Source organism: Vibrio sp. LQ2, from assembly GCF_023920125.1.
Taxonomy (GTDB): domain Bacteria; phylum Pseudomonadota; class Gammaproteobacteria; order Enterobacterales; family Vibrionaceae; genus Vibrio; species Vibrio fluvialis.
This window is the reverse complement of the sequence record NZ_CP085308.1, coordinates 390,832-415,558: the sequence shown is the minus strand read 5'-3', so window position 1 is coordinate 415,558 and position 24,727 is coordinate 390,832. Positions and strand designations below refer to the sequence as shown.

Below are 24,727 nucleotides of genomic sequence, written 5' to 3'. Positions count from 1 at the left end.
AAGTAGGTCCCAGTGGAAACACTACACAACGACATTAAACAATTGATCATCGATGCCCTGAATCTAGAAGACATCAGCATTGATGATATTGATACTGAAGCTCCTCTTTTCGGAGATGGTTTAGGTCTAGATTCGATTGATGCGCTTGAGCTTGGCTTAGCGATCAAAAAGAAATACAACATTGTGATTGACGCGGACGACACCAACACTCGCCAACATTTTTCATCCGTCGCCAATCTGGCTCGTTACATCTCATCTCAAACCAGTAACTAATTGATAGACATCGCTATGACAGACACAAATAAGCAGCAAGTATTTGATCAGGTTAAAGACGCTCTGGTAGAGCTGTTTGAGATCGACGCCGACGACATTCAGCCAGACGCGCATCTTTATCAGGACCTGGATCTGGACAGCATTGACGCCGTGGATTTGGTGGTTCATCTGCAAAAAGTTACCGGCAAGAAAATTAAGCCGGAAGAGTTTAAGGCCGTACGCACTGTTGAAGACGTGGTTGAAGCGGTAACCGAACTGCTCAAGGACGCCTGATGCGCCAACTGCTGACAGCCCTGTCTGCAATTGTTCTGCTCGCTTACCCTTTCGCTGTCTATTATGGCATCGATAAACTTGGATTAAGTGTCATTGGGCTGTTACTTGCTGTGATGTTCGCTTTACGCATCATCACAGCAAGTCGAACCAAACTAAAAGAATTCAAACAGTTAGCTGCAATTAGTGGTCTCATTGGGATCACTTTGATTATTTTGGGCGTGGTGTTTCGCAAAGAAGGGTGGCTGATGTTCTACCCGGTGGCGGTTAACGCCTGCATGCTGCTGTTTTTTGCCAGTAGCCTTAAGCAACCACAGACCCTGATTGAACGTCTGGCCCGTTTACAAGAACCCGATTTACCTGCCAGTGGCGTGCGATATACGCGCAAAGTCACGCAGGTGTGGTGTCTGTTTTTCCTGTTCAATGGAATCACAGCGCTGTACACCTGTTTTTTGCCGCTGGAAATCTGGACGCTGTACAACGGTCTTATCAGTTACTGCCTGGCTGGCGCACTGTTTACCATTGAATGGCTGGTTCGCCGCTCTGTTCGTCAACACGATTGAACACCAAACTGTTTGCCAGAATAACTGTTCGCAAGGACTGATAAAGCATGAATCACAGCAACACTCCTTTCTGTTCCCTGTCACAACTCTTACTAACATCACGTGACAAGAACGTGGTGGCCTTTCAGGGCGATGAACACATTGGCTGGTCGCAGTTTGTTCAGAATGTGAGTGATTACACACATCTTCTGAATCGCTACCCGCAACCAACCGTCGCCCTGTGCGCCCGTGACAGTTACTGGTTCGCCGTCGGCTTTTTTGCTCTGTGTCATAGTGGAAAATCCACAGTGCTGCCTGGTAATTATCAGCCTCAGGCGCTGGCTGAATTGAGCGCCCATTTTGATCTTTTGCTGCACGACAGTGAACTGAACGATATCGCCAACTGCCCGAATATCGAATTAGGCAAAGTGACGGAGCCATCGCCGCATTTCGACTTTGCTCCGCTTGCTCTTGATGAGACCAAACTGACCCTGTTTACGTCCGGTTCGAGCGGCGTACCAAAAGCGATTCATAAAACGTTGCGTCAACTGGATGTCGAAGTCAGCATTTTGCAGTCTTTGTGGGGCGAAGCCCTGTCAGGGTGCCGAATTGAATCGACCGTATCGCATCAGCACATTTATGGCTTACTGTTTCGCCTGTTATGGCCTTTGTGCGCAGGCCGACCGTTTGCACGTCACAATCTGGAGTTCCCAGAGCAAGTGAGCGCTCACGCAAGCCCTGACGTGGCGTTAATCAGCAGCCCTGCGTTATTAAAACGCCTATCGGAAGAACATCAGGCAAACACTCTGCGCATGACGTTTTCATCCGGCGGCCCACTGCCCCACTCTGCGGCTGTCCACGCCCACGAACTATTTGGCTCGCTGCCCGTCGAAGTGTTTGGCAGTACGGAAACGGGCGGTATCGCGCATCGTCAACAAGCCCATGCAGTGACACCTTGGAAGCTGTTTCCGCGTGTTGAAGCGACACTCAATCAAGAAAACTGTCTGCGCCTGCGTTCTGCGCATGTCGATCCACAAGGGTGGTATCAAACTGCCGATGAGTGCGAATTTGTTGATGAACGCCACTTTGTGCTCAAAGGACGGACTGACCGCATCATTAAAGTGGAAGAAAAGCGGGTTTCTCTGGTCGAAGTGGAAAAACGTGCAGAGCAACTTAGCTATATTGATGAGTGCGCCGTGATCCCGGCCAGCGAAGGTGAACGCACCGTATTGCTGGCGGCGATTGTGCTGACCCAAGACGGTCACCAAAGCGTCGCAACATTGGGCAAAGGTAAATTCTGGCTGCTGCTGCGCAACGAACTGCGCCAATGGCTTGAACCGATTGCCGTGCCGCGCCGCTTTCGCATCGTCACGGAAATTCCGCTCAACAGTCAGGGCAAAAGACAAAATACCGAAATCGAGCGACTGTTTGCCGACGCGCAGACTCGCGATTAGATAACGAGCACTATGATCAAAAGAAAACCGACGTTACTGGCTACCGACATTCAACCATCGCAGGCAACATTGTCCTTGCGGGTGGATGCCGACATTCTGGATTTTTCCGGCCATTTCCCACAGTTTGCTCTGCTGCCGGGCGTATCGCAGATCGACTGGGCAATTTTCTATGCTTGCGAACTGCTGTCGACGCCCGACCAGTTCAAAGGGATGGAAGTGATCAAGTTTCAGGAGCCGATTTTGCCAAATATGGAAGTCACCCTGACCCTGAACTGGGATGCCGACAAACAAAAACTGGCGTTTCAATATCGCTCCGAACGCGATGGTCACCCAGTGGTGCATTCCTCGGGCAAAATGAAACTGGGAGAACGCAGTGACTGAGAATTCCTTCGCTCCCGCGTATCATCCCTGCTTTTTGATCCCCTGCTACAACCACGGCTCAACCGTAGCCGCGGTGCTTGATTCGCTGGCTCGTTTTGAGTTTCCGGTGCTGCTGGTCGATGACGGCAGTAATCAGGAAACCAAAGCCGCGCTGAGTGAAGCCGCGCAACGCGATAACGTGCATCTGCTGACGCTGCCAGTCAATCAGGGCAAGGGCGGCGCGGTGATGGCGGGCATCCGTCAGGCGCACTGGCTTGGTTTTAGCCACGTGATCCAGATTGATGCTGATGGCCAGCACGATATTGAAGCGCTGCCTACACTGATTGAAGCGTCTCAGGCCAATCCGCAGCATCTCATTTCCGGCCAACCGGTGTATGACGAGAGCGTACCAAAAGCGCGACTTTATGGCCGTTACGCTACGCATATCTGGGTATGGATTGAAACGCTGTCGTTTGCTATCAAAGACAGTATGTGCGGTTTTCGCGCCTATCCTGTGGCCAAAACCGTCGAGGTACTAAGCCGTTTTGATATTGGCAGCCGCATGGATTTCGACATCGAAATTCTGGTGCGTATGTACTGGCAAGGTGTCGACATTGATTTCGTCGAGACACGGGTGATTTACCCGGAAGGCGGCATTTCTCACTTCGATGCGCTGTGGGACAACGTCAAAATCAGTTGGATGCATACCCGTTTGTTCTTTGGCATGCTGCCAAGAATTCCGGCACTGCTGGCCAGAAAAAAACGTCGCCAAGCAAGCAGCGACGCTCACTGGTCAAAACGTCAGGAGCGCGGCACGGTACTTGGCATCAAAACACTGATGTGGGTTTACCGCCTGCTGGGTCGCGGCGCGTTTCAACTGATCCTCAGAGGGGTAATGGCTTATTACTACCTGACGGGCAAACAGGCACGCCGCGCGTCTGAGCACTATTTGCAACAGTTGACCCATTACGCTCACAGCAACCACATCACGCTGCCTGCCAAGCTGAACAGCTATCGGCATTTGCTTTCATTTGGCGAAACCATGCTCGATAAGCTGGCGGCCTGGCGCGGAGATTTTAGTGCCGACAACCTGACCATTCATGGCCAGGAGCAGTTTCAGTCGATGGTGGAAAAGCAGCAAGGCGTGCTGATTTTAGGTTCGCATCTTGGCAACATCGAACTGTGTCGCGCGCTCGGCCGTCGTCACGCCAACATCAAGATCAATGCTCTGGTGTTTACCGAACATGCTGAACGCTTCAACGCGGTGATGAAAGCCATCAATCCGAGCTCCGAACTCAACCTGATTCAGGTCTCGACACTCGGCCCTGACACCGCCATTCTGCTACAACAGAAAATTGAGCAGGGCGAATGGGTAGTGATTGTCGGCGATCGCACCTCCACCAGCAAAGAGAGCCGCGTGGTCTGGGCCGATTTCCTAGGTCAACCTGCACCGTTCCCGCAAGGGCCATTCATGCTGGCATCCGTATTAAAAGCGCCGGTTTACCTCTTGTTTGGTCTGCGTGACGACACACAAAAAACACCGCATTTTGACGTTTATTTCGAACATTTCAGCGATGGTATTGAGCTACCAAGGGCACGCCGACAAGCCGCGCTGCAAGAAGTGGTTCAGCGCTATGCTGAGCGCCTGCAACACCACACGCTGAATGCACCGCTACAGTGGTACAATTTTTTCAACTTTTGGACATTAAGCAAACAACACCATGACGATGAACAACAACAATAAGATTCTCTTTGGCGCGGAGCGCCTGACCATCGAAGATGTGGTCGCTATTGCCAATGGCGCACAGGCGGCAATTAACGATTCTGACGCCTACAAAGCGCGCATCGATCGCGGTGTGGCGTTTCTTGAGCGTCTGTTGAAAGAAGAAGGCGTGATTTACGGCGTGACGACCGGTTACGGCGACTCGTGTACCGTGGCCATTCCACCTAGTCTGGTTGAAGAACTGCCGCTGCACCTGACCCGTTTCCACGGTTGTGGCTTGGGTGAAATTCTGACTCATGAGCAGTCGCGCGCAGTTCTGGCCACGCGTTTGTGTTCGTTGGCACAAGGTGTTTCTGGTGTGTCGCACGATGTGCTCAATCAACTGATCAATCTGATTAACTTTGATATCGCGCCGCGCATTCCTCAGGAAGGTTCGGTTGGAGCCAGCGGCGATTTGACGCCGTTGTCTTACGTTGCCGCAACACTCATCGGTGAGCGCGATGTACTGTACAAAGGCGAACTGCGCGAAACCCGCGACGTGTTTGCCGAACTGGGTATTACCCCGATCAAGCTAAAACCCAAAGAAGGTCTGGCGCTGATGAACGGCACGTCAGTAATGACCGCGCTGGCGTGTCTGGCGTACAAACGCGCCGAATATCTGGCACAGCTCTCGACCAAAATCACGGCGCTGGTCTCGGTGGGCATGCACGGCAACGACTTCCACTTTGATGAAGCGCTGTTTGCGGTGAAACCTCATCCTGGTCAACAACAAATTGCCGCTTGGCTGCGTGACGACCTTCAGGCTGAACGTCCACCACGCAATAGCGACCGTCTGCAGGATCGTTACTCGCTGCGCTGCGCACCGCACGTCATTGGTACAGTGCAAGATGCTCTGCCGTGGTTGCGTCAGCTGATTGAAAATGAACTCAACAGCGCTAACGACAACCCAATTATCGATGGCGACAACGAACGCGTGCTGCATGGTGGTCATTTCTACGGCGGCCACATCGCCATGGCGATGGACACGTTAAAAACTGGTGTCGCAAACCTGGCCGATCTGCTGGATCGCCAAATGGCACAGCTGATGGACTACAAGTTCAACAACAGCCTGCCGTTTAACCTCACCGGAGCAGAAGGTGCACGTAAACCGATTAACCACGGTTTTAAAGCAGTACAAATTGGCATCTCAGCCTGGACAGCAGAAGCGCTGAAACACACCATGCCAGCGAGCGTTTTCTCCCGCTCCACGGAGTGTCACAATCAGGACAAAGTGAGCATGGGCACCATCGCCGCGCGCGACTGTTTACGTGTTCTGCAACTGACCGAACAGGTGGCGGCGGCTTCACTGCTGGCGGCCACACAGGCGATTGAGCTGCGTAAACGTCATCAGGAACTGGATGAGCAACACATGAGCCACAGCCTGAAGCAGATGGTTGACGCGGTGCAGAGTGAGTTTGAATTTGTGGTAGAAGATCGCCCGTTAGAAGCCGATCTGCGCTTGTTCATCGAACGCATTCAGACCCAACACTGGGCCTTGTATTAATCATTGAGGAGAAAGTATGAGTGATGTGACTTTCCCGCTGGAAACTGAGGTGACACTGGTCACCTCTTTTCAGGACGCCGACCCGATGGGCGTGGTGTATCACGGCAACTACTTCCGCTATTTTGAAGAAGCACGCCGTGAGCTGTTGGATAAAATTGCCTATGGCTATCTGGCGATGAACGATTCCGGCTACATGTGGCCGGTTATCGATACGCGCGTTAAATACGTGAAAGCGATACCGTTTAACCATAAAATTCGCGTCCATGCTCGCCTGACTGAATGGGAAAATCGCCTGCGTATTGACTACGTCATCTTTGATGCCGAAAGCGGTCAACGTATGTGCAAAGCGCACACCACTCAAGTTGCGGTCGAACGACAAACGCAAGAAATGTGTTTCGTCTCCCCAACGGTTTTCACCGACAAAGTGTCCCACTGGCACCAAACCGGAGAGTGTCTGGCATGATGGCAAAAAAGACGTATCGCTTACTTACCTTGCTGGCGCTCAGTGCCGCCAGTCTGTTCTCAACAGCCATAGCTCAGGTCACTGATCTGGCATCGCTGCAGACTCAGTTGCAACGCTTTGAGATTGTGCGCGGTGACTTCACGCAAAGCCGTAAAATTGAGATGTTTGCCGAGCCACTCTCTTCGCAGGGCACATTTCTGCTTGATAAAGCGCATGGCCTGTTGTGGCAACAAAGTACACCTTTTCCGGTCAATCTGGTGCTGACGCAAGACAAATTGCGCCAGACGTTTGCCGGCCAAGCGCCGCAAACCATCACCGCCAAAGAGAACCCGATGGCATTCTATTTCAGCCATATTTTCCTGTCGGTGTTCCACGGTGACACCGAGCAACTGCAATCTGAATTTGACCTCGATTTTTCTGTTCAGGATGAGCAGTGGACGCTGGTTCTGACTCCGAAAGGCGCTCCGCTCAACGCGGTGTTTAAACACATTACGTTGCAGGGTCAAGACGATATCAACGCTCTGTCACTGCAGGAAGTGCGTGGTGATAACACCGAGATCCGCTTCAGCGCGCAAACGCACGAGCCGCAAACGTTAAGCCAAGCGGAACAAGCGCAGTTTGAGTTTTAATATGCCAAACTTGCCAAGCTCCCGCTCCATTGCCTCTTCGCGCCTCGCCTTCTTCTGGCTGGTGCTGGTTGTGCTAGCTTCAGCATTGCTCGTGAAACAATGGGCCTTTTCGGCTAGCTCGCCGATTGAAACCGACATCATGAAGCTGCTGCCGCAGTCACGGCAGAACCCGCTCGCTCAGGCCGCGTTTGATAAAGTGACTGACAGTATGAGCGATAAAGTCGCTTTTGTTCTGACTGGTAAGGATTCCACGTCACTGTTCGCTGCCGCGCGTGACCTCGAAACCAAGCTCCGTCACCAGAGTGAACTGACTGAAGTCACCGGACAGATTGACGCAGCCAAGCAGCAAGCCTGGGCGAGTTATTACTTTCAGCACCGTTTTCAATTTCTGACTGACGCGCAACGTAACCGTCTCAACACGGCACCAGAACAGCAGGTGCAAAGCGTCATCCAGGCGCTCTACAATCCCTTTTCCGGCGTGACCGGACAGGAGCTCGCCAGCGATCCGTTTCTGCTGTTTCGTGATTACCTCAGTCACCTCAATCAGTTGTCGACCCAATTTCAATTGCACCAAGGTTTCCTGACCACACAAAAAGAGGGTCAGACGTACGTACTGCTCACCGCCTCACTGACTGATTCGCCTTATAGCCTGCAAGCTCAGCAGATCGTGGCTCAGGTGAATGAGTGGCAACAAGCAATCAAGCAGCAGTATCAGGTCGAGATGGCTTACACCGGCGTGGTGTTCTACGCAGATTTCGGGACCCGCAGCGCCAAATCTGAAATCAGCACCATCGGCAGCGTGTCGCTGCTCGGCATTGTGCTGTTGGTTATGCTGGTGTTTCGCAGCGCGGCGCCACTGCTGCTGGCTTTGCTATCGGTATCGGTCGGATTATTGGTTGCCTTAGCGACGACCACTGCCATTTTCGGCAAGGTGCATCTGTTCAGTTTGGTGTTCGGCGCCAGCTTGATTGGCGTTTCCATCGACTACGCGTTCCATTATCTGACTGATCGTCTGGCTGCCGGTAGACGTTGGGACAGCGTTGCCGGGCTCAAACACATTCTTGCCGCCATCACGCTGGGATTAATCACCAGTTTAATTGGCTATTTGGGCTTGCTCGTTGCGCCATTCCCGGGCTTGCAGCAACTGGCGCTCTTCTCCGCGATTGGTTTGCTGGCCGCCTACGCTACCGTGGTGAGTTGGTATCCGTTACTGGCGCGCGCGCCAACGCCCTCTCGTCATTTGCCCGCCATGGGCTTGCTCAGTCGATGGCTCGATTGGTGGCAAGGTCGCACTATACGCATCGCTCTGCCTTCAACGCTTCTGGTGCTCAGTGCCATCGCTCTGACGCAGGTGCACTACGATGACGACATTCGTCAACTGCAAGCCATGCCTCAGGCATTAAAGCAGCAGGAAACGCGGGTCAGTCAGGTCACTGGCATGAACTCGTCACAGCAAATGTTGGTGGTTTCGGCCAACGATGACGAGGCTCTGATGCAGAAACTCGAACAGCTCGATGACACACTGCAAAACTGGCAACAGGATCAGGTGTTACAGGGTTACCAGAGCCTGCATCAATATCTGGCGTCACAGCAGCGCCAGCAAAGCGACTTTGCGCTGGTTGAGCAACTCTACCAAGGCTTTGCCCCGCAACTGAGCCAAAGCTTACGATTGGCTAGCGAGCCGACGTTGAGCGCCTCATTTATCCCCGTATCGCTGAGTGATTATCTGAGCGCAAGTGTCTCTGAGCCAGTGAAGTTTCTCTATCTTGGCCGGATTGGCGAAGCGGTCGCCGCGGTCATCATGTTAAAAGGCGTGCAGCATGCCGATGTGATTCAGGCGTTTGCTGCCAATGACGCACATCTGGCTTATCTCGATAAAGCAGCCGAAATCTCGCAGCTGTTTGGCGAGTACCGAGTCAAAGTAATGGAGCTGCTGGCGGCAGCCTTGGCCGGAATCGCCCTGCTGCTGATGTGGCGTTACGGCTGGCGACACACGCTGCGCATTCTGTTCCCCTGTGTGATTGCGTGCATGGTCGGACTGGCGGTTACTGTGCTGACGGGTTCGGCTCTCAACCTGTTTAACCTGCTGGCCTTAGTGCTGGTGATTGGTATCGGTATCGACTACACACTGTTTTTTGCCGAGCAGTCTCGCAGCCATAGCACGTTGCTCGCGATTACTTTGTCGGCGATAACCACTCTGCTGTCGTTTGGTCTATTGGCTCTGAGCCAGACTCACGCGATTCACAGCTTCGGTGTCACCACCTTAAGCGGCATTTTTATTGCCTGGCTGCTCTCGCCGCTGGCGATTCAGCCACCACCACCTTCGGAGTCAAAATCATGAAGTGGTTACTGACCAGTCTGATGAGTCTTTGGTTGTGCGCTTGCAGTTTGCAACCCCAAATCAGCGCGACACAAGTCGAAATCAGCCCGGATGTTTGGGTAGAACTGCCTAAGCCGGCTCAACTTAGTCAATCGTTTACCGCCAGTCAGCTGATTTCAGCGACCTGGCACAACGAAAGTGGCCACAGTCAAAGTCAGCAGTTACCAGTGCAGCTTCAGGTCAGTGATCAACAAGTGCTGCTGGCGGGCTTTTCCTCGTGGGGCACACGCATTCTTTCTCTCGATTACGATGGCGAGCAGATTCAGACTCAGGTGCTGTCCGGTTTAGAGAACACCGTTCCAAAGCCGGAACAGGTACTATTTAACCTGATGATCACGCTCTGGCCGCGAAATGCTTGGGAAGCCCCGCTAAATAAGGTAAGGTGGCGAATTATTGATGACGCTAATCAGCGCACTGTGATCAATGAAAAGGGTGAAACTATTCTGGCTATCACCTACTCCGGCGACACTCCGCTTAGCGGCGATATTCATTTTAAGAATCTGCCTCTGAACTACGACATCACGATTCAGACGCTGACTCTTCAACCGACACAAACAGCATCACAACAGTAGATAAGCCATGATGAATTCCCATTCTTCATTTCCAATTTTCATTCATGACTGTGGCTTTCACTCCGCTATGGGGCGCGAAGCAGCGCAAATTCATCACACGTTGGCCAGCGGTCAATGCGCGCATATGTTGCGCGACGATGAAATTCTTAACACAGGGACGTCGACCATCATCGGCCGGGTCACGGAGACATTACCTGACATTCCGGCGACACTGGCACGTCATGACTCGCGCAACAACCAACTGGCGTTGTCAGCCTTACAGCAAATTGAACTCAGCGTGCGAAGCGCAATCGAGCGCTTTGGCGCTGATCGGGTCGCCGTGATTGTTGGCACCAGCACCTCAGGCATTTCGGATGGCGAACACGCCTACGCCCAGAAGCTGGACCACGGTGCTTTCCCTGCTGATTATCACTATCGCAAACAAGAACTTGGCAACACCAGCGAGTTCGTTGCGGATTACTTTGGGATCTCCGGTCCATGCTACGCTATCTCCACCGCCTGCTCCTCCAGTGGCCGCGTGTTTATCAGCGCCAAACGGATGCTCAAAGCGGGCTTGGTCGACGCAGTGATTGTCGGCGGCGCCGATACCATCTGTAAGCTCACTCTCAACGGTTTTAATGGCCTGGAAGCGCTGTCAAACTCGCTCTGCCAGCCATTCAGCGCTGAGCGCAGTGGTATCAACATCGGCGAAGCGGCCGCGTTTATGCTTCTTTGCCGCGAACCGAGCGACATCGCCCTGCTCGGCGTAGGCGACAGTTCCGACGCACACCATATCTCCGCGCCTCATCCTGAAGGCGTCGGTGCGTTTGATGCGATGCAAAAGGCGCTCGACGATGCCGGTTTAACCCCACAGGACATCGGCTATATCAATGCCCATGGCACCGCCACACCGCTCAACGACAGTATGGAAAGCAAAGCGATATTCCGTTTGTTTGGCGACGGCGTTCCGGTAAGTTCCACCAAACCGTTAACCGGACATACGCTCGGTGCCGCCAGCGCTACCGAAGCCGCCATCGCCTGGCATTTGCTGCGTTACGATCTGCCGCTGCCACAACAGCGTTGCCACAACAAAGCGCAAGACATTGAAGTCTCCTTGGTCGAATCAGACCAAACGCTGCATGGAAAAGCCATTTTAAGTAACTCGTTTGCCTTTGGAGGCAACAACATCAGTTTGATTTTTGGATACGTCAATGCGTGAATACCCAGCCATAGAGCAACTGCTTCCGCACGCCAGACCGATGATTCTGGTCGATCGTGCTCTCGACATTGGTGCTGAGTCGATTCACTGTCAGGTGGATATCGGCGATCACCTGATGTTCTTTGATAAAGAGACGCAAACCATTCCGGCGTATGTCGGCATTGAGTTTATGGCTCAGTCTATCGCCGCGTGGTCCGGTTTCCATGCCCTTGAAAAAGGAACCGTACCACCGATCGGATTTCTGCTCGGCAGTCGCCGCTATCAGGCAGAGTGCGATCATTTCACTCAGGGACAAACGTTGGATATTCATGCCGAACAGGTGATGGAAGATAACGGCATGGCCGTCTTCTCCGCCCGTCTTGAGCATCAGGGCCAGTTAGTGGCACAGTGCCAGCTTAATGTGTACGTGCCATCAGAAGAAAAACTACAAGAAATGAAAATCAGGAGTCACGCATGACCCGACAAGTTCTCGTCACCGGCGCCAGCAAAGGCATCGGCAAGGCCATTGCAATTCAGTTGGCAAAAGATGGTTTTACCGTTGTTGTGCATTACATGGGCGATGAAAAAGGCGCGCAAAACACACTCGACACTATTTTACAAAACGGCGGTCAGGGCCGTTTGATTCAGTTTGATATCAGTGATCGAGCCGCGTGTCGCAGCAAAATTGAACACGACATTGAACAACACGGCGCCTATTACGGCGTGGTGAACAATGCTGGCATCACCCGTGATACGGCGTTCCCGGCCATGACCGAAGAAGAGTGGGATGGCGTGATTCACACCAACCTCGACAGTTTCTACAACGTGCTGCACCCGTGCGTGATGCCGATGGTGCAACTGCGCAAAGGTGGCCGTATTGTCACGCTTGCTTCAGTGTCCGGCATTATGGGCAACCGTGGCCAGACGAACTACAGCGCAGCGAAAGCGGGTGTGATAGGCGCAACCAAAGCACTGGCGCTCGAACTGGCTAAACGCAAAATCACCGTCAACTGCGTGGCTCCGGGCCTGATTGATACGGGTATGATCGACGAACACGTCAAAGAGCATGCCCTGCCTCAGGTTCCTCTGCGTCGTATGGGTGAACCCGAAGAAGTGGCCGGTTTGGTCAGCTACTTAATGTCGGATATTGCGGGCTACGTGACCCGTCAGGTTATTTCAGTCAACGGAGGTCTGCTATGAGCCGTCGTGTTGTTGTCACCGGGATGTCCGGTATTACTGCTTTTGGTAACGACTGGCAGGCCATTGAGCCTAAGCTGCGCGACTGTCAGAACGCTACCCAGTACATGCCGAGCTACGAACAGTATGAAGGTTTGAACACCAAACTGGCGGCGCCGGTTATTGGATTCGAACTGCCGAAACATTACAAACGTAAGCAGGTACGCGGTATGGGCCGCGTCTCACAACTGGCTACCGTTGCGACCGAAAACGCGCTGATTCAGGCCGGGCTGATTGGCAACGACGTTCTGACCAACGGCCAGACGGGCATTGCTTACGGTTCATCGACCGGCAGTACCGACGCCATCGGCGCGTTTGGTGTCATGCTGAATGAGAAAACCACCAAAGCAATTACTGCGACCACCTACGTACAGATGATGCCGCATACCACTGCGGTAAACGTAGGACTGTTTTTTGGTCTGCGCGGCCGCGTCATTCCCACCAGCAGCGCTTGTACTTCTGGCAGTCAGGCAATTGGTTATGCCTACGAAGCCATCAAACATGGTTACCAGACCGTGATGGTGGCTGGCGGCGGTGAAGAGCTGTGCCCGACTGAATCGGCGGTGTTTGATACCCTGTTTGCCACCAGCCTGAAAAATGACGCGCCGAAGACCACGCCACGCCCATACGACAGCGAACGTGATGGTCTGGTGATTGGCGAAGGCGCCGGCACGTTGGTGCTGGAAGAGTACGAACACGCCAAAGCACGCGGGGCAAAAATTTATGCGGAAATCATTGGCTTTGCCAGCAACTGTGATGCGGCACACGTGACGCAACCACAGATGGAAACCATGCAGATTTGCATGGAAATGGCGCTGCGTGACGCCCAATTGGATCCGGCGAAAATCGGTTATGTGTCGGCGCACGGCACCGCTACCGACCGCGGTGATATTGCCGAGAGTAACGCCACCGCGAATGCGCTGGGCAAAGTGCCAATCAGCTCGCTGAAGAGTTATTTTGGTCATACGCTGGGGGCCTGCGGCGCAATTGAAGCGTGGTTAAGCCTCGAAATGATGCACACTGGCTGGTTCCACCCGACGCTTAATCTGGAAAGTCTCGATCCCCAATGCGGCGATCTCGACTACATCACAGGCACTGGCCGTGAGATGACAGTCGATTACCTCATGAGTAATAACTTCGCATTTGGTGGCATCAACACCTCGATCATCTTTAAACGCCACGCCGAGTAACGCCGATAGCGCACTCGCAAATGGTCAAAAGCCGTCCCTCTGGACGGCTTTTTTGTCTCTATTTTTCGTCAGGAAAAAAGATTTACGCCACCGCCCGACTGAGTATTTCCACAATCTGCGGGCGGAAGATAAAGAACACGGCGCCGAGCAGGCACAATCCCGCCCAGACGAAATCCATTCGAAACGGCTCTTTCATGTAAATCAGCGCAAAGGGTACAAACACCGACAGCGTGATGACTTCTTGCAGGATTTTCAATTGGCCTAGGTTCATGACCGTGTAACCAATGCGGTTTGCCGGCACCTGGAACAGATATTCAAACAGCGCGATACCCCAACTGAGCAGCGCAGCAATCACCCACGGCTTATGGCCAAGCTCACGCAGATGGGCATACCAGGCAAATGTCATGAAGACGTTACTGATCAGCAACAAACCAATCGTGATCAGCATAGGAGGAAGAGCAAACATGCGGGACTCCGAAAAACAAGATCGAAAACGCGCGCAGTGTGCGCCGAGTTGCGTTGGCCGTCAATCGGATTCATCGCTTTGACGCAAAACTGGGAACGATACCGAATTTAAAATCAAAATGCCTCCTGATCTGTTTATTTCTCCCTAATTGATCACAAATCTGAATGACAACATCAGGCGCAGCGGCTTTGGCACTGTTCATCAGCAGCACTTGGATTACACTGAGGCAAATTTTATGGAGAGATACGATGAGCAAAGTATGGGTCACTGGCGACGCAGTCGTCGACTTAATTCCTGACGGTGAAGCACACTACCTGAAATGTCCGGGTGGTGCACCTGCTAACGTGGCTGTGGCGATTGCGCGCCTTGGCGGCAACAGCGCATTTTTCGGTCGGGTCGGGAACGATCCCCTTGGCCGTTTTATGCAGCAAACGTTGAACCACGAGCAGGTTGACTGCCAGCATCTGGTTCTGGACGACGAGCAACGCACGTCGACCGTCGTCGTGGATCTGGACGAGAGCGGCGAACGCAGCTTTACATTTATGGTCAAGCCAAGCGCCGACCAATTCCTGCAACCCACAGATATTCCTACGTTTCATACCGGCGACTGGTTACATGTCTGCTCGATTGCTCTGGCCAATGAGCCAAGCCGCAGCAGCACCTTTGCAGCGATTCAGCGCGTCAAACACGCGGGCGGCTTTTTCAGTTTTGACCCGAATCTGCGTGAAGAAGTGTGGGCCAAGCCGGAAGAGCTTACCGAAGTGGTGATGCGCGCGGTGGCGTTGGCGGATGTGGTGAAATTCTCCGAAGATGAGCTGATGCTACTGACAGGCACCCATTCGATTGAGCAAGGCCTGCTGGCGTTAGCGCCGTTGTCACTGCCTCTGGTTGTGATTACTCAAGGTGCCAAAGGTGCTCTGGTGGTAACTTCAGGCAGCCAAACGCTGGTGAGCGGCAAAGTCGTCAAACCGGTGGATACGACGGGGGCGGGAGACGCGTTCGTGGGTGGTTTGTTGTATCAACTGTCGGTCAGTGAACACTGGCAATCAAACGATGCAATTGCTCAAGCCATCCACTTAGCCCATGGTTGCGGAGCCCTCGCCACGACGCAAAAAGGCGCGATGACAGCCCTGCCCGATTTAGCGGCGTTGCAACACTTCCTTAGCGAATAACTCTGAATGTGTCCGTCAGGCGAGCCTCGTGCTCGCCTTTTTTATCGCCAATAGAACGTGACTTAGCACATATACCCAGATCACAAATCTTATTCAGATCGTGAATCAGCTAAAAGTTTTCAATATTTTTTCGGGATCGTTCCCTATCAATTAGATATAGTCCAACCCACACAATGAGTGATGATTCTTCAGGTGTTAGGTCATTTATATTTGAACACTGCCAGATAATTTTTACTCATACATCCACGCTGCCTCGTGATTATTTGGGAACGTTTGCAAAACTATCAAATTATCATCCAATGTGGAGAAACAGAATAATGAAAACTAAAGCATTGACGCTGGCCGTTGCCGCAGCCCTCTTCCCTGCCACAACCGTTTGGGCAGATTCTGATATTGCGACGCTGGAAGCGCGTATCAATGATCTGGAATCGCGCCTGGCACAAACTGAGCAAACCGCGCAGCAGGCGCAAGAATCCGCGTCTTCGTTTGAGTTCCACGGCTATGCGCGCGCAGGCCTTTTGATCAATGACAATCTCAATGGCGCAACAGGCACTGGCCCTTACATGACCGCCGCCGGTGCACTGGGTGCACCAGTTGGCCGCCTTGGTCTGGAAGACGACAACTATCTTGAAGCTAACCTGATTCACAACCGAACGCTTGATGACGGTTCGACCGCCCGCTTTCGTATCATGTTGGCTGACAGCGTTGAAACCAACAACGAATGGACCGCAGACGACAGCCAACTCAACGTGCGTCAGGTGTATGCCGAACTGGCGAACTTAAGCTCGTTCTCCGGTGCGTTTGAGCACTCGACCCTGTGGGCCGGTAAACGCTTCGACCGCGATAACTTTGACATCCACTTTTTTGACTCTGACATTGTGTTTCTCTCTGGTACCGGCGCTGGCATCTACGATGTTCAGTTTACCGACAGCTGGAAAGCCAACTTCTCTGTCTACGGCCGAGACTTTGGTGAAATCGACAGCTCAAGCACCGACGTGGAAAACTACATTGCGACCATGAATAACCGTTTTGGCAACTTCCAACTGATGGTCAGCGGCATGACTTCGTCGGATAACCAAGGCCGCGACACCGACAGCGCCTCACCAAGCAAACGTGCAGAAAACGGTGTACACGCGCTGTTTGCCTACCATGGTGAGAGTTTCTATGGCCTGAGCGACGGTTTCTCCAAATCCGGCGTGTTGATCGGTCAGGGCTTGGGTGCTGAACTGAAAGGCATCGGCTCAAACGGCGACCTGAACGATGACGCTAAAGCCATGCGTTTGTTCAGCTACGGCGTGACCCGCTTTGCGGACAACTGGCGCATCGCCCCGGCCGTCATGGCGGAATACAGTCAGGACCGCATCAAAACCAATGACGAATTCAAATGGGCTTCGGTCAACGTTCGCCTCGCGCAGGAACTGACCCAAAACTTTGAAATGGTGTACGAAGGTTCATACCAGTACATGGATCTGGACAACAGCGTCGATAAAGCCAAAGGCAGCTTCTACAAAGCGACGATAGCCCCGACTTTCAAACTGGCGACGTCAGCGGGCTTCTTTGACCGCCCGGAAATTCGCTTTGCCGTGAGCTATGTCGACTGGAGCAGCGCGCTGGATGATTACGCCGTCAGCCTCGACAGCGATGCCAGCACCATGGGCAGTGGCGGCGAAACCGTCTTTGCCCTGCAAATGGAAACCTGGTTCTAAACCACACCTCCCATCAACCCGGCTTCGGCCGGGTTTTTTGTTGCGTTTAAGATAGCAAGCCGTCAGTTGCAGAGCCTAAAGGAGCCAGCTAACCTTTAGGCTGGGTTTACAATTAGGTGGATGTAATGGGCGAAAAATCAGAACATTGTGAAAGAATAGTCTGCCAGCAATGCGCGGCAGAGCGTGCGTTGGACTTCGATTTTACCATGGCATTTCAGCCTATTATTGACTGTCAGGCGCAACGTGTATTTGGCTACGAAGCACTGGTGCGAGGTCTCCACAATGAGCCTGCTCCTGTGGTGATAGCACATGTAACCGAAGAAAATCGCTACCTCTTTGACCAGCAATGCCGCATTAAGGCCATTTCTCTTGCCGCGAAGCTGGGTATTGACGGCATACTGAGTATCAACTTTTTGCCCAATGCGGTCTACCAGCCGGAACGCTGTATTCGCACCACCCTGGAGGCGGCGAAAACTTATCAGTTTCCCACCCAGAACATTATGTTTGAATTCACCGAAGGCGAGCAAATTTCCGACAGTCGTCATATCAAACGCATTATTGAATACTATCAGTCGCTGGGGTTTAGAACGGCGATTGACGATTTCGGTGCCGGCTATTCGGGGTTAAATTTGTTAGCTGACTTTCAAACCAACATCGTCAAACTTGATATGGCGCTGATACGCAGCATCGATAGCGATTTCGCGCGCCAAGCCATTGTGCGCCATTGTCTGGCGATGTTTGCCGAACTCAATATTACGCCGCTCGCTGAAGGGATTGAAACGCTGGCTGAATATCAATGGCTCAAGGAAGCGGGTATTTCTCTGATGCAAGGCTATCTTTTTGCCAAACCCGGTTTTGAGTGCCTGCCTGCGGTAAATTTTATCCGTTGATCGTTACCTTGGTCTGCAAAGACAAAAGCCACCTTGGCGGTGGCTTTTTAGCATGCGGTGAAATCACCAACGTAATGATTAACGCGGTGCAAATGACCATTGCATGGCGTTGAGCGGGGCAAACGTGGCGCTGGCTACCGCATGATTCAGCGAAATATGCGTCGCGTTTGACGGCGTAAATACGCGCCCGGTCATCACGTGCTCACCATCATTGATGAAGATTTCCAGCGATGAGTTGTCCGCCAGAATGCGCAACTTCACCTCGCTTGATGTCAGTGGCAGTTCACGAATGGTATCGCCCTGACGAATCTGGGTGTGGCTTCGGTCAAACCGCAGCACGCCTTGCTCGCCGTCAAGAGTCAGCACCACAGCGTGCTCATCATTGTGCAGTAAACGCAGTTCACTGCCCCAAGGCAGTGTCACTTCCAGATCGAAGCTTTTGCAACCCAGATCCAGCGGCTGCTGGTTGAGCGTCAGTGCGCGAGCCTCACCACGCAATTGCGCCAGTTCTGCAATAGGTTGTTGAATGATTTTGCCGTTGTGCCAACTCAGCTCGCGCAGCGCAGTAAACTGATGAATCCAACCATTGTCACAGCTTGGGTGTTGAACCTCGTCCGGCAATCCCATCCAGCCGCACATCACGCGGCGGCCATCGGCGGTTTGCATCGATTGCGGAGCATAGAAATCGAATCCCGCATCGAGTTGCCAGCCTTGCAGAAAATGAAAGCCGCCGTTGTCATCCTGATGAATGCGAAAGATGCGATTGTGATGAACGATGGTGTGATGCGGATTATCCGCATGAATCCCTTGCGGACCAAACACCACAAACTGCTCACCGGCCATTTCAAACCAATCCGGGCACTCCCACATATAACCGTAGGGCGCCAACTCTTCGCCATACAGCTTATCAAACTGCCAGTGCTGCAAATCCGTCGAATGGTAGACGGCCAGACGACCTTGCAAATCTTGAGTCTGTGCACCGAGCAACATATGCCAGCGCCCCTGGCGTTGCACCACTTTCGGGTCGCGAATGTGTTCCGTGACGCCCGGCGGTAACGTGCGAATCTGCGGGCCTAATTTTTCAAACTGATTCTGTTGATTGAGGCGCGCTGCACACTGCATTGTCTGGCGTTGACGGTCGTGTCCAAGACGCGTGTTACCGGTGTAGAACAGCCATAAATCGTCACCATCACTGACAGCATGACCAGAAAATACCCCGTGGCTGTCGAACCAATCCGACGGCGTTAAGGCAATGGACTGCCACGTCCAGTTCACCAGATCCTGGCTTTTCAGGTGCACCCAGTATTTGTCTTTGTGCTCACAGGCAAACGGATACCACTGATAGAACAGATGGTACTCTCCTTGGTGATAGATAAAGCCGTTCGGATCATTGAGTAATCCCTGCGGCGGTGAAATGTGCCACTGTGGGCGATACGGACAAGGCGTCGGCTGCAAATACGCTGAAGCGGCCTGACGCTGCGCACTGGCGATGGCCAGACCAAGCTCGGCGAGATCAGCATCGGTGATGTCGCTACCGCGCGCCATACACAGCTGCCACTCGCCCAGTACTGACTCAGCACTCACCTCTTGCGGCAGCGGATGAACACGCTCAGCATCACGCACCGCCACCGTCACCCGCCCTACCGGGGCTAAAATTCGTTGAATATTATCGACCCCGCCCGCGAGATCAATAAGTCGCTGTAGTGACATGAACTTACCTAATATCAAATTCGGGAACGTTCTCAAAAATATAAAACAAACATCGTTTAGGCAAGTTTTTCCGTAATAAAGCGAGGGATAATCCGGTTGAGTGTGAAGCCGGGCACAGAAACCCGGCAACAGCAGAGAGGAATGTGAACGTGAGTTTTAGCAGGTTTCGCGGGCTACATTCTGGAAAGTGAGCACAACTTTACTCATCTCCTGGCCGCGTCCGGCAATGCGTTCCAGAAGCATCTTTGCTGCATTTTCTCCAGCTTTATCAAAGGCATAATTAAAAGTCGATAACGAAGGTGTGCTGACATAGGCCAGTTCGTCATTGCCGACTCCGAGTAGTTTCACCTGTTCACCAACCTTTACGCCAGCTTCTTGCAGCGCTTTGATCGCGCCGACGGCCAAACGGTCGGTTGCACAGAACAGGCCATCCATTTGCGGATATGATTTGATCTGCTCTTTCGCCAGACGATAGCCGGATTCAATCGAAAAATCGCCACGCACATGAAACAGCAGCGGCTTATTGTGAAACGCCAGAGCCTGCTCCAGACCTTGTGAACGTTGGACATCCACCGCAATGTCATCACTCTGCACGCCGATAAAACCGATCTGTTCGCAGCCCGCTTGCACTAAGCGGTTGCCCGCTTCAAAGCCAACGCGCGTATCATCGTGCACCACACTCGGAATATTGTGCAGCGAGCCGTCCTGTCCCACCAGCACCACCGGCACCGCCGATTGCTGAATCGCTTTAACGAGCGGCGCGTCCAGATGGGTGGCATAGAACACAATCCCTTCGACACGCTTTTGGTTAAATATTTGAATATATTCAAGTTCTTTTGCATGAACCTGATGAGTATTGGCAAGCAATACATGTTTGCCCGCTTGTTCGAAGATCGCCGTCAGGCCATCCACGCCTTGTGCAGTCGCATGGGACGATACCCGCGGCACAATCACACCAATCAGGTTAGTTTTCTGTGATTTAAGATCTTTCGCCACCTGGTTAACGACGTAACCACACTCAGAAACTGCCTTTAACACTTTGATTTTGGTCGACTCTTTTACGCCGTACTCATCATTAATTACGCGAGAGACGGTCGACTTTGACACGCCAGCCAACCTGGCGACGTCATGCAAACTTGCCATAAAGCATCCTATTTCACCTTCCAATTGGGATTGATTGCAGAAATACCCGATTCCAACCCCGGCATTAGCGTGATTTTACCCTTGTTTTGTTGTTTCTCGATCCTGCTTTTGGCGATCATTCTCACAGAATTCATCACGATCTTTTGACCGAGCGGAATTAATTGACAAGAATCGCTTTTGCAAACGTTCCCAAAAATATAATCATAAAGCAGTACACAACTAAACCCAGACACATTGAAGCGGCCGACACCGCGCAACTTCAGACAGGACGGGTATACTGACAAGTAACAAGAACCGGGGTGAGTTATGGACTATCCAGTCATAGCAAAACAACTTCTCGAGCACTTGGGTGGCAAAGCCAACATCCAGGCGCTGGCACACTGCGCAACACGACTACGTCTGGCAGTGAAAGATGAATCACAGATTGATGAAAGCGCAATCGAAACGCTGGATGGCGTCAAAGGCCAGTTCAAGGTCGCGGGCCAATACCAGATCATTTTTGGCTCAGGTATCGTCAATCAGGTGTATGCCGAAATGGCGAAACTGACCGGCATGGCCGATATGTCGACCAACGATGTCGCCAGCGCTGGCGCGCAAAAACAGAACATCGTGCAGCGCGCGGTAAAAGGCCTATCCGATATTTTCGTGCCTATCATTCCGGCCATCGTTGCGGGCGGTCTGCTCATGGGCCTGTTCAACGTACTGACCGCCAAAGGCTTGTTTATTGATGGTCAATCGCTGATTGATGCCAACCCCGGTCTGGCGGATTTGGCCAGCATGATCAACACCTTCGCCAACGCCCCGTTTGTTTACTTACCCGTTCTGCTGGCGTTCTCTGCGTCACGCAAATTTGGCGGAAACCCGTTCCTTGGCGCGGCACTGGGTATGCTGATGGTTCACCCGGATCTGCTTAACGGTTGGGGCTTTGGTAGTGCGACCGTGGCTGGCACTGTGCCGACGTGGAATATTCTCGGGCTGGAAATTCAGAAAGTGGGCTATCAAGGCTCGGTTCTGCCAGTGCTGGTTTCGGCCTTCATTTTAGCCAAAGTTGAGCTCGGTCTGCGCAAAGTGATTCCGTCCGTGCTCGATAATCTGCTGACACCGATGCTGGCGATTTTCATCACCGGTTTCCTGACGTTCACCTTAGTGGGCCCAATCACGCGTGATGTTGGCTTTATGCTGGGTGACGGCCTCAACTGGCTGTACGATTCGGCAGGCTTTATCGGCGGCGCGCTGTTTGGTTTTATCTATGCTCCGTTCGTGATTACCGGCATGCACCACAGCTTCATTGCGATTGAAACTCAGCTGCTGGCGGATATCGCAACCACTGGCGGCACCTTCATTTTCCCGATTGCAGCCATGTCAAATGTGGCACAAGGCGCCGCAGCGCTGGCGGTCGGCTTTACCACCAAAGACATCAAGCTCAAAGGCATTGCCGTGCCATCGGGCATTACCGCACTGCTGGGCATTACGGAACCGGCGATGTTTGGTGTGAACCTGAAACTGCGTTACCCGTTCATCGCCGCCATCACAGGTTCTGCGATTGCCAGTGCGTTCATTACTCTGTTTAACGTCAAAGCGCATGCACTGGGTGCGGCAGGTTTGCCAGGCATCATCTCCATCAACCCGGAGAAAATCGGTTACTACGTGGTGGGCATGGTGATTTCGTTTGCGGTTGCGTTTGGTCTGACTCTGATGTTGGGCATGCGTGAAAAAGCAAAACAAGGCGTTCGCGCTACAGCGTAATACGTGCCCCCTATAACGATTACGCTTTGCCCACTCGATTGAGTGGGCATTTTTTATTGCCAGAGGAAGTTGATCGTTACCTCGCGGCCATTGTCGCGTTCAATGGTGTGATACTGCCATTTATAGTGACGAATAATGCGATTGGTCAGCTCAAGGCCCAGACCAAAGCCGAGTGTATCCTGAGCATCACTGCCACTGTGATCCTGATTGGAAATGGTCACCTGAGCCCCTTGCTGAGTGATGAGCACTTTGCCAAACAACGTGTGTTGATAGGCATTGCGAATGAGGTTACTCAACACAATGTGACACAGCGTTTTGGGCAGTAAAAACTGACCGGGAGAGAGATGCACTTCCACCTCTACCTCTTTGTTTTGCACCAGATAACTCAGTTCCTGACTGATGTGTTCAACCAATGTACACAGCTCCACTTCACTCAGCGGTGGTTCACTCTCGTTGCCGCGATTGAGCCATAACAGCGTTTCAGTCAGGTCGGTCATCGTAACCCCTGCACGTATTATCCGTTCCACCACTTGTTTCTGCTTGTCCAGGCTGTCCGGTTTATCAAGCAGCTTAGCCAGCAACTCAGCGTTGCTGCGCACCACGGCGATCGGTGTGCGCAGCTCATGGCTGGCATGAGCGAGGAACTTCTGTTCACGGCGCAATGAATCTTCCACCGATGACACGCTATTGCGCAGGACATCTGCCAGACGGTTCAACTCGTTGTACTGAAAATCCGGCAGCGGCTCATTGAGCTGCGCAGGGGTCAGGTTTTTCGCCCAGCGACCCAGTCTCTCCACTGGTTTGGCGACCAGTTGCATCAGAAAATACATACATAACGCAAACAGCGCGATACCCAGCGCGCCGTAGCTCATCAGTTTGACAAAATGGGGCCACTTGCCTTTGGGCATACCATGGTCAATTTTGGCGTGCGTAAAGTCATCCATCACGCGCGAAATGTAGAGTGTTTCGGTCGTGCCCTGATCGTAACGCATCAGAAACAGCGCGCGCTCCGGCACCGAGAACCAGCTCGAACTGTCGATACGTTTGCTAAAGTCGAGATGTTCACCGGGCACGGCAAACACTTCGCGAATCGCGGGTTGTACGTCCTGCCAGCGGCGGGCGACCTGAAAGCCGAGAATCATCTTAGGCTTGCCGTTCTCCAGTTGCGCGTGACGGCCGATTTCAACCATGGTCATACGCATACCGCCATCAAGCCCTTGCTCGAAGTAGTTGGCGGCGAGAGTGGAATAGCTCAGCACCGTGATGGTGCCCATCGCCATCACCGCGCAGGCAAAGAATATTTTCAGGCTACGACGCAGTTTCATCATTGCCCTGCCGTTGTATGGCGAATCCGTAACCGGGAAGAGTGTGAATCAATGGTTCTAATCCCTCTTTGTCTATCTGTTTACGCAGGTTGAACATGTGTACTTTGAGGCTGTTGCTGTCCGGTTGTTCATCACCCCACACATTCAAGACAATTTTTTCCCGTGATACGCCCGATGGGTATTCACGCATCAGCAATTCGAGAATTTTAATCGCAATCGGCGAGAGTTTGATCTCCTGCCCGGCGCGCGTCACTTTGCGCTGCGCCATATCCAGTTCCAGATCGGCGACACGCAATTTCGACACCTGTCCGCTGCGGCGCTTCGCCAACACCTGAATGCGCACCATCAGCTCTTCCATCGCAAACGGTTTGACCAGATAGTCGTCCGCACCATGGCTAAAACCTTGCAGTTTATCGTCCAACGTATCGCGCGCGGTCAGCATCAATACCGGTGTTTCAATTCCGCGTTCACGAATACGCTCGCATACCACCAAACCTTCTATTTTGGGCAGATTGAGATCGAGTACAATCACGTCGTAGCGATTTGCCATGATCAGGTTGTAGCCAACTTGTCCGTCGGCGGCGAAATCGCATTCGATCTCTTCCAGAGACATATAGTCAATCAAAGCGGTGGCCAGATCGATATCGTCTTCCACCAATAACGCCTTTAACATTCCTTTTTACCTACTGCTGTTACGGATAAGGGCTTTGCTGAATCTTTCGACCTGAAGGTCACTGTGCAAGGCCGAATGGCGCGC

Annotated in this window: 24 protein-coding genes; 19 read left to right on the top strand and 5 right to left on the bottom strand. The window is 52.6% G+C overall.

The features are described from left to right. The first annotated feature begins 12 nt into the window (after positions 1 to 12). The 15 genes from LGV68_RS02085 to LGV68_RS02015 are packed head-to-tail and all read left to right on the top strand — an operon-like array spanning position 13 to position 13,812. On the top strand, positions 13 to 273 hold the full coding sequence (locus tag LGV68_RS02085; RefSeq protein WP_020330137.1) for a phosphopantetheine-binding protein: 261 nt from the start codon (positions 13 to 15) through the stop codon (positions 271 to 273). 15 nt (positions 274 to 288) lie between these two features. Beyond that, positions 289 to 546: an acyl carrier protein gene (locus LGV68_RS02080; protein WP_020428819.1), complete on the top strand. Its 258-nt coding sequence runs from the start codon at positions 289 to 291 to the stop codon at positions 544 to 546. Next, positions 546 to 1,106, top strand: coding sequence for a hypothetical protein (locus tag LGV68_RS02075; RefSeq protein ID WP_020330135.1), 561 nt, complete (start codon positions 546 to 548; stop codon positions 1,104 to 1,106). The genes LGV68_RS02080 and LGV68_RS02075 overlap by 1 nt, the downstream gene beginning before the upstream one ends. A 47-nt stretch (positions 1,107 to 1,153) precedes the next feature. After that, complete coding sequence (locus LGV68_RS02070) at positions 1,154 to 2,539, top strand: AMP-binding protein (protein WP_252536148.1); 1,386 nt, start codon at positions 1,154 to 1,156, stop codon at positions 2,537 to 2,539. Between the two features lie 12 nt (positions 2,540 to 2,551). Then, complete coding sequence (locus LGV68_RS02065; protein WP_024373200.1) at positions 2,552 to 2,920, top strand: hypothetical protein; 369 nt, start codon at positions 2,552 to 2,554, stop codon at positions 2,918 to 2,920. Further along, the gene (locus LGV68_RS02060) at positions 2,913 to 4,643 is read left to right on the top strand and encodes a glycosyltransferase family 2 protein (protein WP_208563951.1); all 1,731 of its coding nucleotides are present in this window, start codon (positions 2,913 to 2,915) and stop codon (positions 4,641 to 4,643) included. The genes LGV68_RS02065 and LGV68_RS02060 overlap by 8 nt, the downstream gene beginning before the upstream one ends. Further along, complete coding sequence (locus tag LGV68_RS02055) at positions 4,621 to 6,165, top strand: aromatic amino acid ammonia-lyase (RefSeq protein ID WP_252536146.1); 1,545 nt, start codon at positions 4,621 to 4,623, stop codon at positions 6,163 to 6,165. The genes LGV68_RS02060 and LGV68_RS02055 overlap by 23 nt, the downstream gene beginning before the upstream one ends. A gap of 16 nt (positions 6,166 to 6,181) precedes the next feature. Continuing rightward, positions 6,182 to 6,628 carry an acyl-CoA thioesterase gene (locus LGV68_RS02050; RefSeq protein WP_020330130.1) on the top strand — a complete coding sequence of 149 codons (447 nt, stop codon included), beginning with the start codon at positions 6,182 to 6,184 and terminating at the stop codon, positions 6,626 to 6,628. Beyond that, the gene (locus LGV68_RS02045) at positions 6,628 to 7,257 is read left to right on the top strand and encodes an outer membrane lipoprotein carrier protein LolA (protein ID WP_161624196.1); all 630 of its coding nucleotides are present in this window, start codon (positions 6,628 to 6,630) and stop codon (positions 7,255 to 7,257) included. Before LGV68_RS02050 ends, LGV68_RS02045 begins: the two co-directional genes overlap by 1 nt. A 1-nt stretch (position 7,258) precedes the next feature. Further along, positions 7,259 to 9,598 (top strand): MMPL family transporter, encoded by a 2,340-nt coding sequence (locus LGV68_RS02040; RefSeq protein WP_020330127.1) that lies wholly within the window; start codon positions 7,259 to 7,261, stop codon positions 9,596 to 9,598. Beyond that, positions 9,595 to 10,209 (top strand): DUF3261 domain-containing protein, encoded by a 615-nt coding sequence (locus LGV68_RS02035; RefSeq protein WP_252536145.1) that lies wholly within the window; start codon positions 9,595 to 9,597, stop codon positions 10,207 to 10,209. The genes LGV68_RS02040 and LGV68_RS02035 overlap by 4 nt, the downstream gene beginning before the upstream one ends. 10 nt (positions 10,210 to 10,219) lie before the next feature. After that, on the top strand, positions 10,220 to 11,407 hold the full coding sequence (locus LGV68_RS02030; RefSeq protein ID WP_038128178.1) for a beta-ketoacyl-[acyl-carrier-protein] synthase family protein: 1,188 nt from the start codon (positions 10,220 to 10,222) through the stop codon (positions 11,405 to 11,407). After that, positions 11,400 to 11,864 carry a hotdog family protein gene (locus tag LGV68_RS02025; protein WP_047457055.1) on the top strand — a complete coding sequence of 155 codons (465 nt, stop codon included), beginning with the start codon at positions 11,400 to 11,402 and terminating at the stop codon, positions 11,862 to 11,864. The genes LGV68_RS02030 and LGV68_RS02025 overlap by 8 nt, the downstream gene beginning before the upstream one ends. After that, positions 11,861 to 12,586 (top strand): 3-ketoacyl-ACP reductase FabG2, encoded by a 726-nt coding sequence (locus LGV68_RS02020; protein WP_020428831.1) that lies wholly within the window; start codon positions 11,861 to 11,863, stop codon positions 12,584 to 12,586. Before LGV68_RS02025 ends, LGV68_RS02020 begins: the two co-directional genes overlap by 4 nt. Beyond that, positions 12,583 to 13,812, top strand: coding sequence for a beta-ketoacyl-ACP synthase (locus LGV68_RS02015; protein ID WP_020428833.1), 1,230 nt, complete (start codon positions 12,583 to 12,585; stop codon positions 13,810 to 13,812). Before LGV68_RS02020 ends, LGV68_RS02015 begins: the two co-directional genes overlap by 4 nt. An 82-nt stretch (positions 13,813 to 13,894) precedes the next feature. On the opposite strand, the gene LGV68_RS02010 is transcribed toward LGV68_RS02015, so the two are convergent. Then, positions 13,895 to 14,278: a DMT family protein gene (locus tag LGV68_RS02010; RefSeq protein WP_024373193.1), complete on the bottom strand. Its 384-nt coding sequence runs from the start codon at positions 14,276 to 14,278 to the stop codon at positions 13,895 to 13,897. A gap of 248 nt (positions 14,279 to 14,526) precedes the next feature. Between LGV68_RS02010 and LGV68_RS02005 the strand changes: the two genes are divergently transcribed. From LGV68_RS02005 to LGV68_RS01995, 3 genes are all read left to right on the top strand, one after another. Further along, positions 14,527 to 15,450, top strand: a complete 924-nt coding sequence (locus LGV68_RS02005) for an aminoimidazole riboside kinase (RefSeq protein ID WP_208563945.1) — start codon at positions 14,527 to 14,529, stop codon at positions 15,448 to 15,450. Positions 15,451 to 15,767: 317 nt separating this feature from the next. Then, a complete protein-coding gene (locus LGV68_RS02000) occupies positions 15,768 to 17,156 on the top strand; it encodes a carbohydrate porin (protein ID WP_222763070.1) in 1,389 nt (462 codons plus the stop codon). 125 nt (positions 17,157 to 17,281) lie between these two features. Continuing rightward, positions 17,282 to 18,046 (top strand): EAL domain-containing protein, encoded by a 765-nt coding sequence (locus tag LGV68_RS01995; RefSeq protein ID WP_047457064.1) that lies wholly within the window; start codon positions 17,282 to 17,284, stop codon positions 18,044 to 18,046. 78 nt (positions 18,047 to 18,124) lie between these two features. On the opposite strand, the gene LGV68_RS01990 is transcribed toward LGV68_RS01995, so the two are convergent. Then, a complete protein-coding gene (locus tag LGV68_RS01990) occupies positions 18,125 to 19,756 on the bottom strand; it encodes a glycoside hydrolase family 32 protein (RefSeq protein ID WP_222763072.1) in 1,632 nt (543 codons plus the stop codon). Between the two features lie 156 nt (positions 19,757 to 19,912). Then, positions 19,913 to 20,899 carry a LacI family DNA-binding transcriptional regulator gene (locus LGV68_RS01985; protein ID WP_020330112.1) on the bottom strand — a complete coding sequence of 329 codons (987 nt, stop codon included), beginning with the start codon at positions 20,897 to 20,899 and terminating at the stop codon, positions 19,913 to 19,915. A gap of 306 nt (positions 20,900 to 21,205) precedes the next feature. Between LGV68_RS01985 and LGV68_RS01980 the strand changes: the two genes are divergently transcribed. Continuing rightward, positions 21,206 to 22,645 (top strand): sucrose-specific PTS transporter subunit IIBC, encoded by a 1,440-nt coding sequence (locus tag LGV68_RS01980; RefSeq protein WP_020330111.1) that lies wholly within the window; start codon positions 21,206 to 21,208, stop codon positions 22,643 to 22,645. A 53-nt stretch (positions 22,646 to 22,698) separates the two neighbouring features. Here the strand turns inward: LGV68_RS01980 and LGV68_RS01975 are convergent, their stop codons facing one another. Next, positions 22,699 to 23,973, bottom strand: a complete 1,275-nt coding sequence (locus LGV68_RS01975; protein ID WP_233927421.1) for a HAMP domain-containing sensor histidine kinase — start codon at positions 23,971 to 23,973, stop codon at positions 22,699 to 22,701. Beyond that, positions 23,954 to 24,643: a response regulator transcription factor gene (locus LGV68_RS01970; protein ID WP_024373188.1), complete on the bottom strand. Its 690-nt coding sequence runs from the start codon at positions 24,641 to 24,643 to the stop codon at positions 23,954 to 23,956. Before LGV68_RS01970 ends, LGV68_RS01975 begins: the two co-directional genes overlap by 20 nt. Positions 24,644 to 24,727 lie beyond the last annotated feature (84 nt).

Bases quoted from the DNA above. Each gene is read 5' to 3' on its own strand.
- LGV68_RS02080 (WP_020428819.1), top strand. From the start codon at position 289: ATGACAGACACAAATAAGCAGCAAGTATTTGATCAGGTTAAAGACGCT.
- LGV68_RS02075 (WP_020330135.1), top strand. From the start codon at position 546: ATGCGCCAACTGCTGACAGCCCTGTCTGCAATTGTTCTGCTCGCTTAC.
- LGV68_RS02070 (WP_252536148.1), top strand. From the start codon at position 1,154: ATGAATCACAGCAACACTCCTTTCTGTTCCCTGTCACAACTCTTACTA.
- LGV68_RS02065 (WP_024373200.1), top strand. From the start codon at position 2,552: ATGATCAAAAGAAAACCGACGTTACTGGCTACCGACATTCAACCATCG.
- LGV68_RS02055 (WP_252536146.1), top strand. From the start codon at position 4,621: ATGACGATGAACAACAACAATAAGATTCTCTTTGGCGCGGAGCGCCTG.
- LGV68_RS02050 (WP_020330130.1), top strand. From the start codon at position 6,182: ATGAGTGATGTGACTTTCCCGCTGGAAACTGAGGTGACACTGGTCACC.
- LGV68_RS02045 (WP_161624196.1), top strand. From the start codon at position 6,628: ATGGCAAAAAAGACGTATCGCTTACTTACCTTGCTGGCGCTCAGTGCC.
- LGV68_RS02040 (WP_020330127.1), top strand. From the start codon at position 7,259: ATGCCAAACTTGCCAAGCTCCCGCTCCATTGCCTCTTCGCGCCTCGCC.
- LGV68_RS02035 (WP_252536145.1), top strand. From the start codon at position 9,595: ATGAAGTGGTTACTGACCAGTCTGATGAGTCTTTGGTTGTGCGCTTGC.
- LGV68_RS02030 (WP_038128178.1), top strand. From the start codon at position 10,220: ATGAATTCCCATTCTTCATTTCCAATTTTCATTCATGACTGTGGCTTT.
- LGV68_RS02025 (WP_047457055.1), top strand. From the start codon at position 11,400: ATGCGTGAATACCCAGCCATAGAGCAACTGCTTCCGCACGCCAGACCG.
- LGV68_RS02020 (WP_020428831.1), top strand. From the start codon at position 11,861: ATGACCCGACAAGTTCTCGTCACCGGCGCCAGCAAAGGCATCGGCAAG.
- LGV68_RS02015 (WP_020428833.1), top strand. From the start codon at position 12,583: ATGAGCCGTCGTGTTGTTGTCACCGGGATGTCCGGTATTACTGCTTTT.
- LGV68_RS02010 (WP_024373193.1), bottom strand. From the start codon at position 14,278: ATGTTTGCTCTTCCTCCTATGCTGATCACGATTGGTTTGTTGCTGATC.
- LGV68_RS02005 (WP_208563945.1), top strand. From the start codon at position 14,527: ATGAGCAAAGTATGGGTCACTGGCGACGCAGTCGTCGACTTAATTCCT.
- LGV68_RS02000 (WP_222763070.1), top strand. From the start codon at position 15,768: ATGAAAACTAAAGCATTGACGCTGGCCGTTGCCGCAGCCCTCTTCCCT.
- LGV68_RS01995 (WP_047457064.1), top strand. From the start codon at position 17,282: ATGGGCGAAAAATCAGAACATTGTGAAAGAATAGTCTGCCAGCAATGC.
- LGV68_RS01990 (WP_222763072.1), bottom strand. From the start codon at position 19,756: ATGTCACTACAGCGACTTATTGATCTCGCGGGCGGGGTCGATAATATT.
- LGV68_RS01985 (WP_020330112.1), bottom strand. From the start codon at position 20,899: ATGGCAAGTTTGCATGACGTCGCCAGGTTGGCTGGCGTGTCAAAGTCG.
- LGV68_RS01980 (WP_020330111.1), top strand. From the start codon at position 21,206: ATGGACTATCCAGTCATAGCAAAACAACTTCTCGAGCACTTGGGTGGC.
- LGV68_RS01975 (WP_233927421.1), bottom strand. From the start codon at position 23,973: ATGATGAAACTGCGTCGTAGCCTGAAAATATTCTTTGCCTGCGCGGTG.
- LGV68_RS01970 (WP_024373188.1), bottom strand. From the start codon at position 24,643: ATGTTAAAGGCGTTATTGGTGGAAGACGATATCGATCTGGCCACCGCT.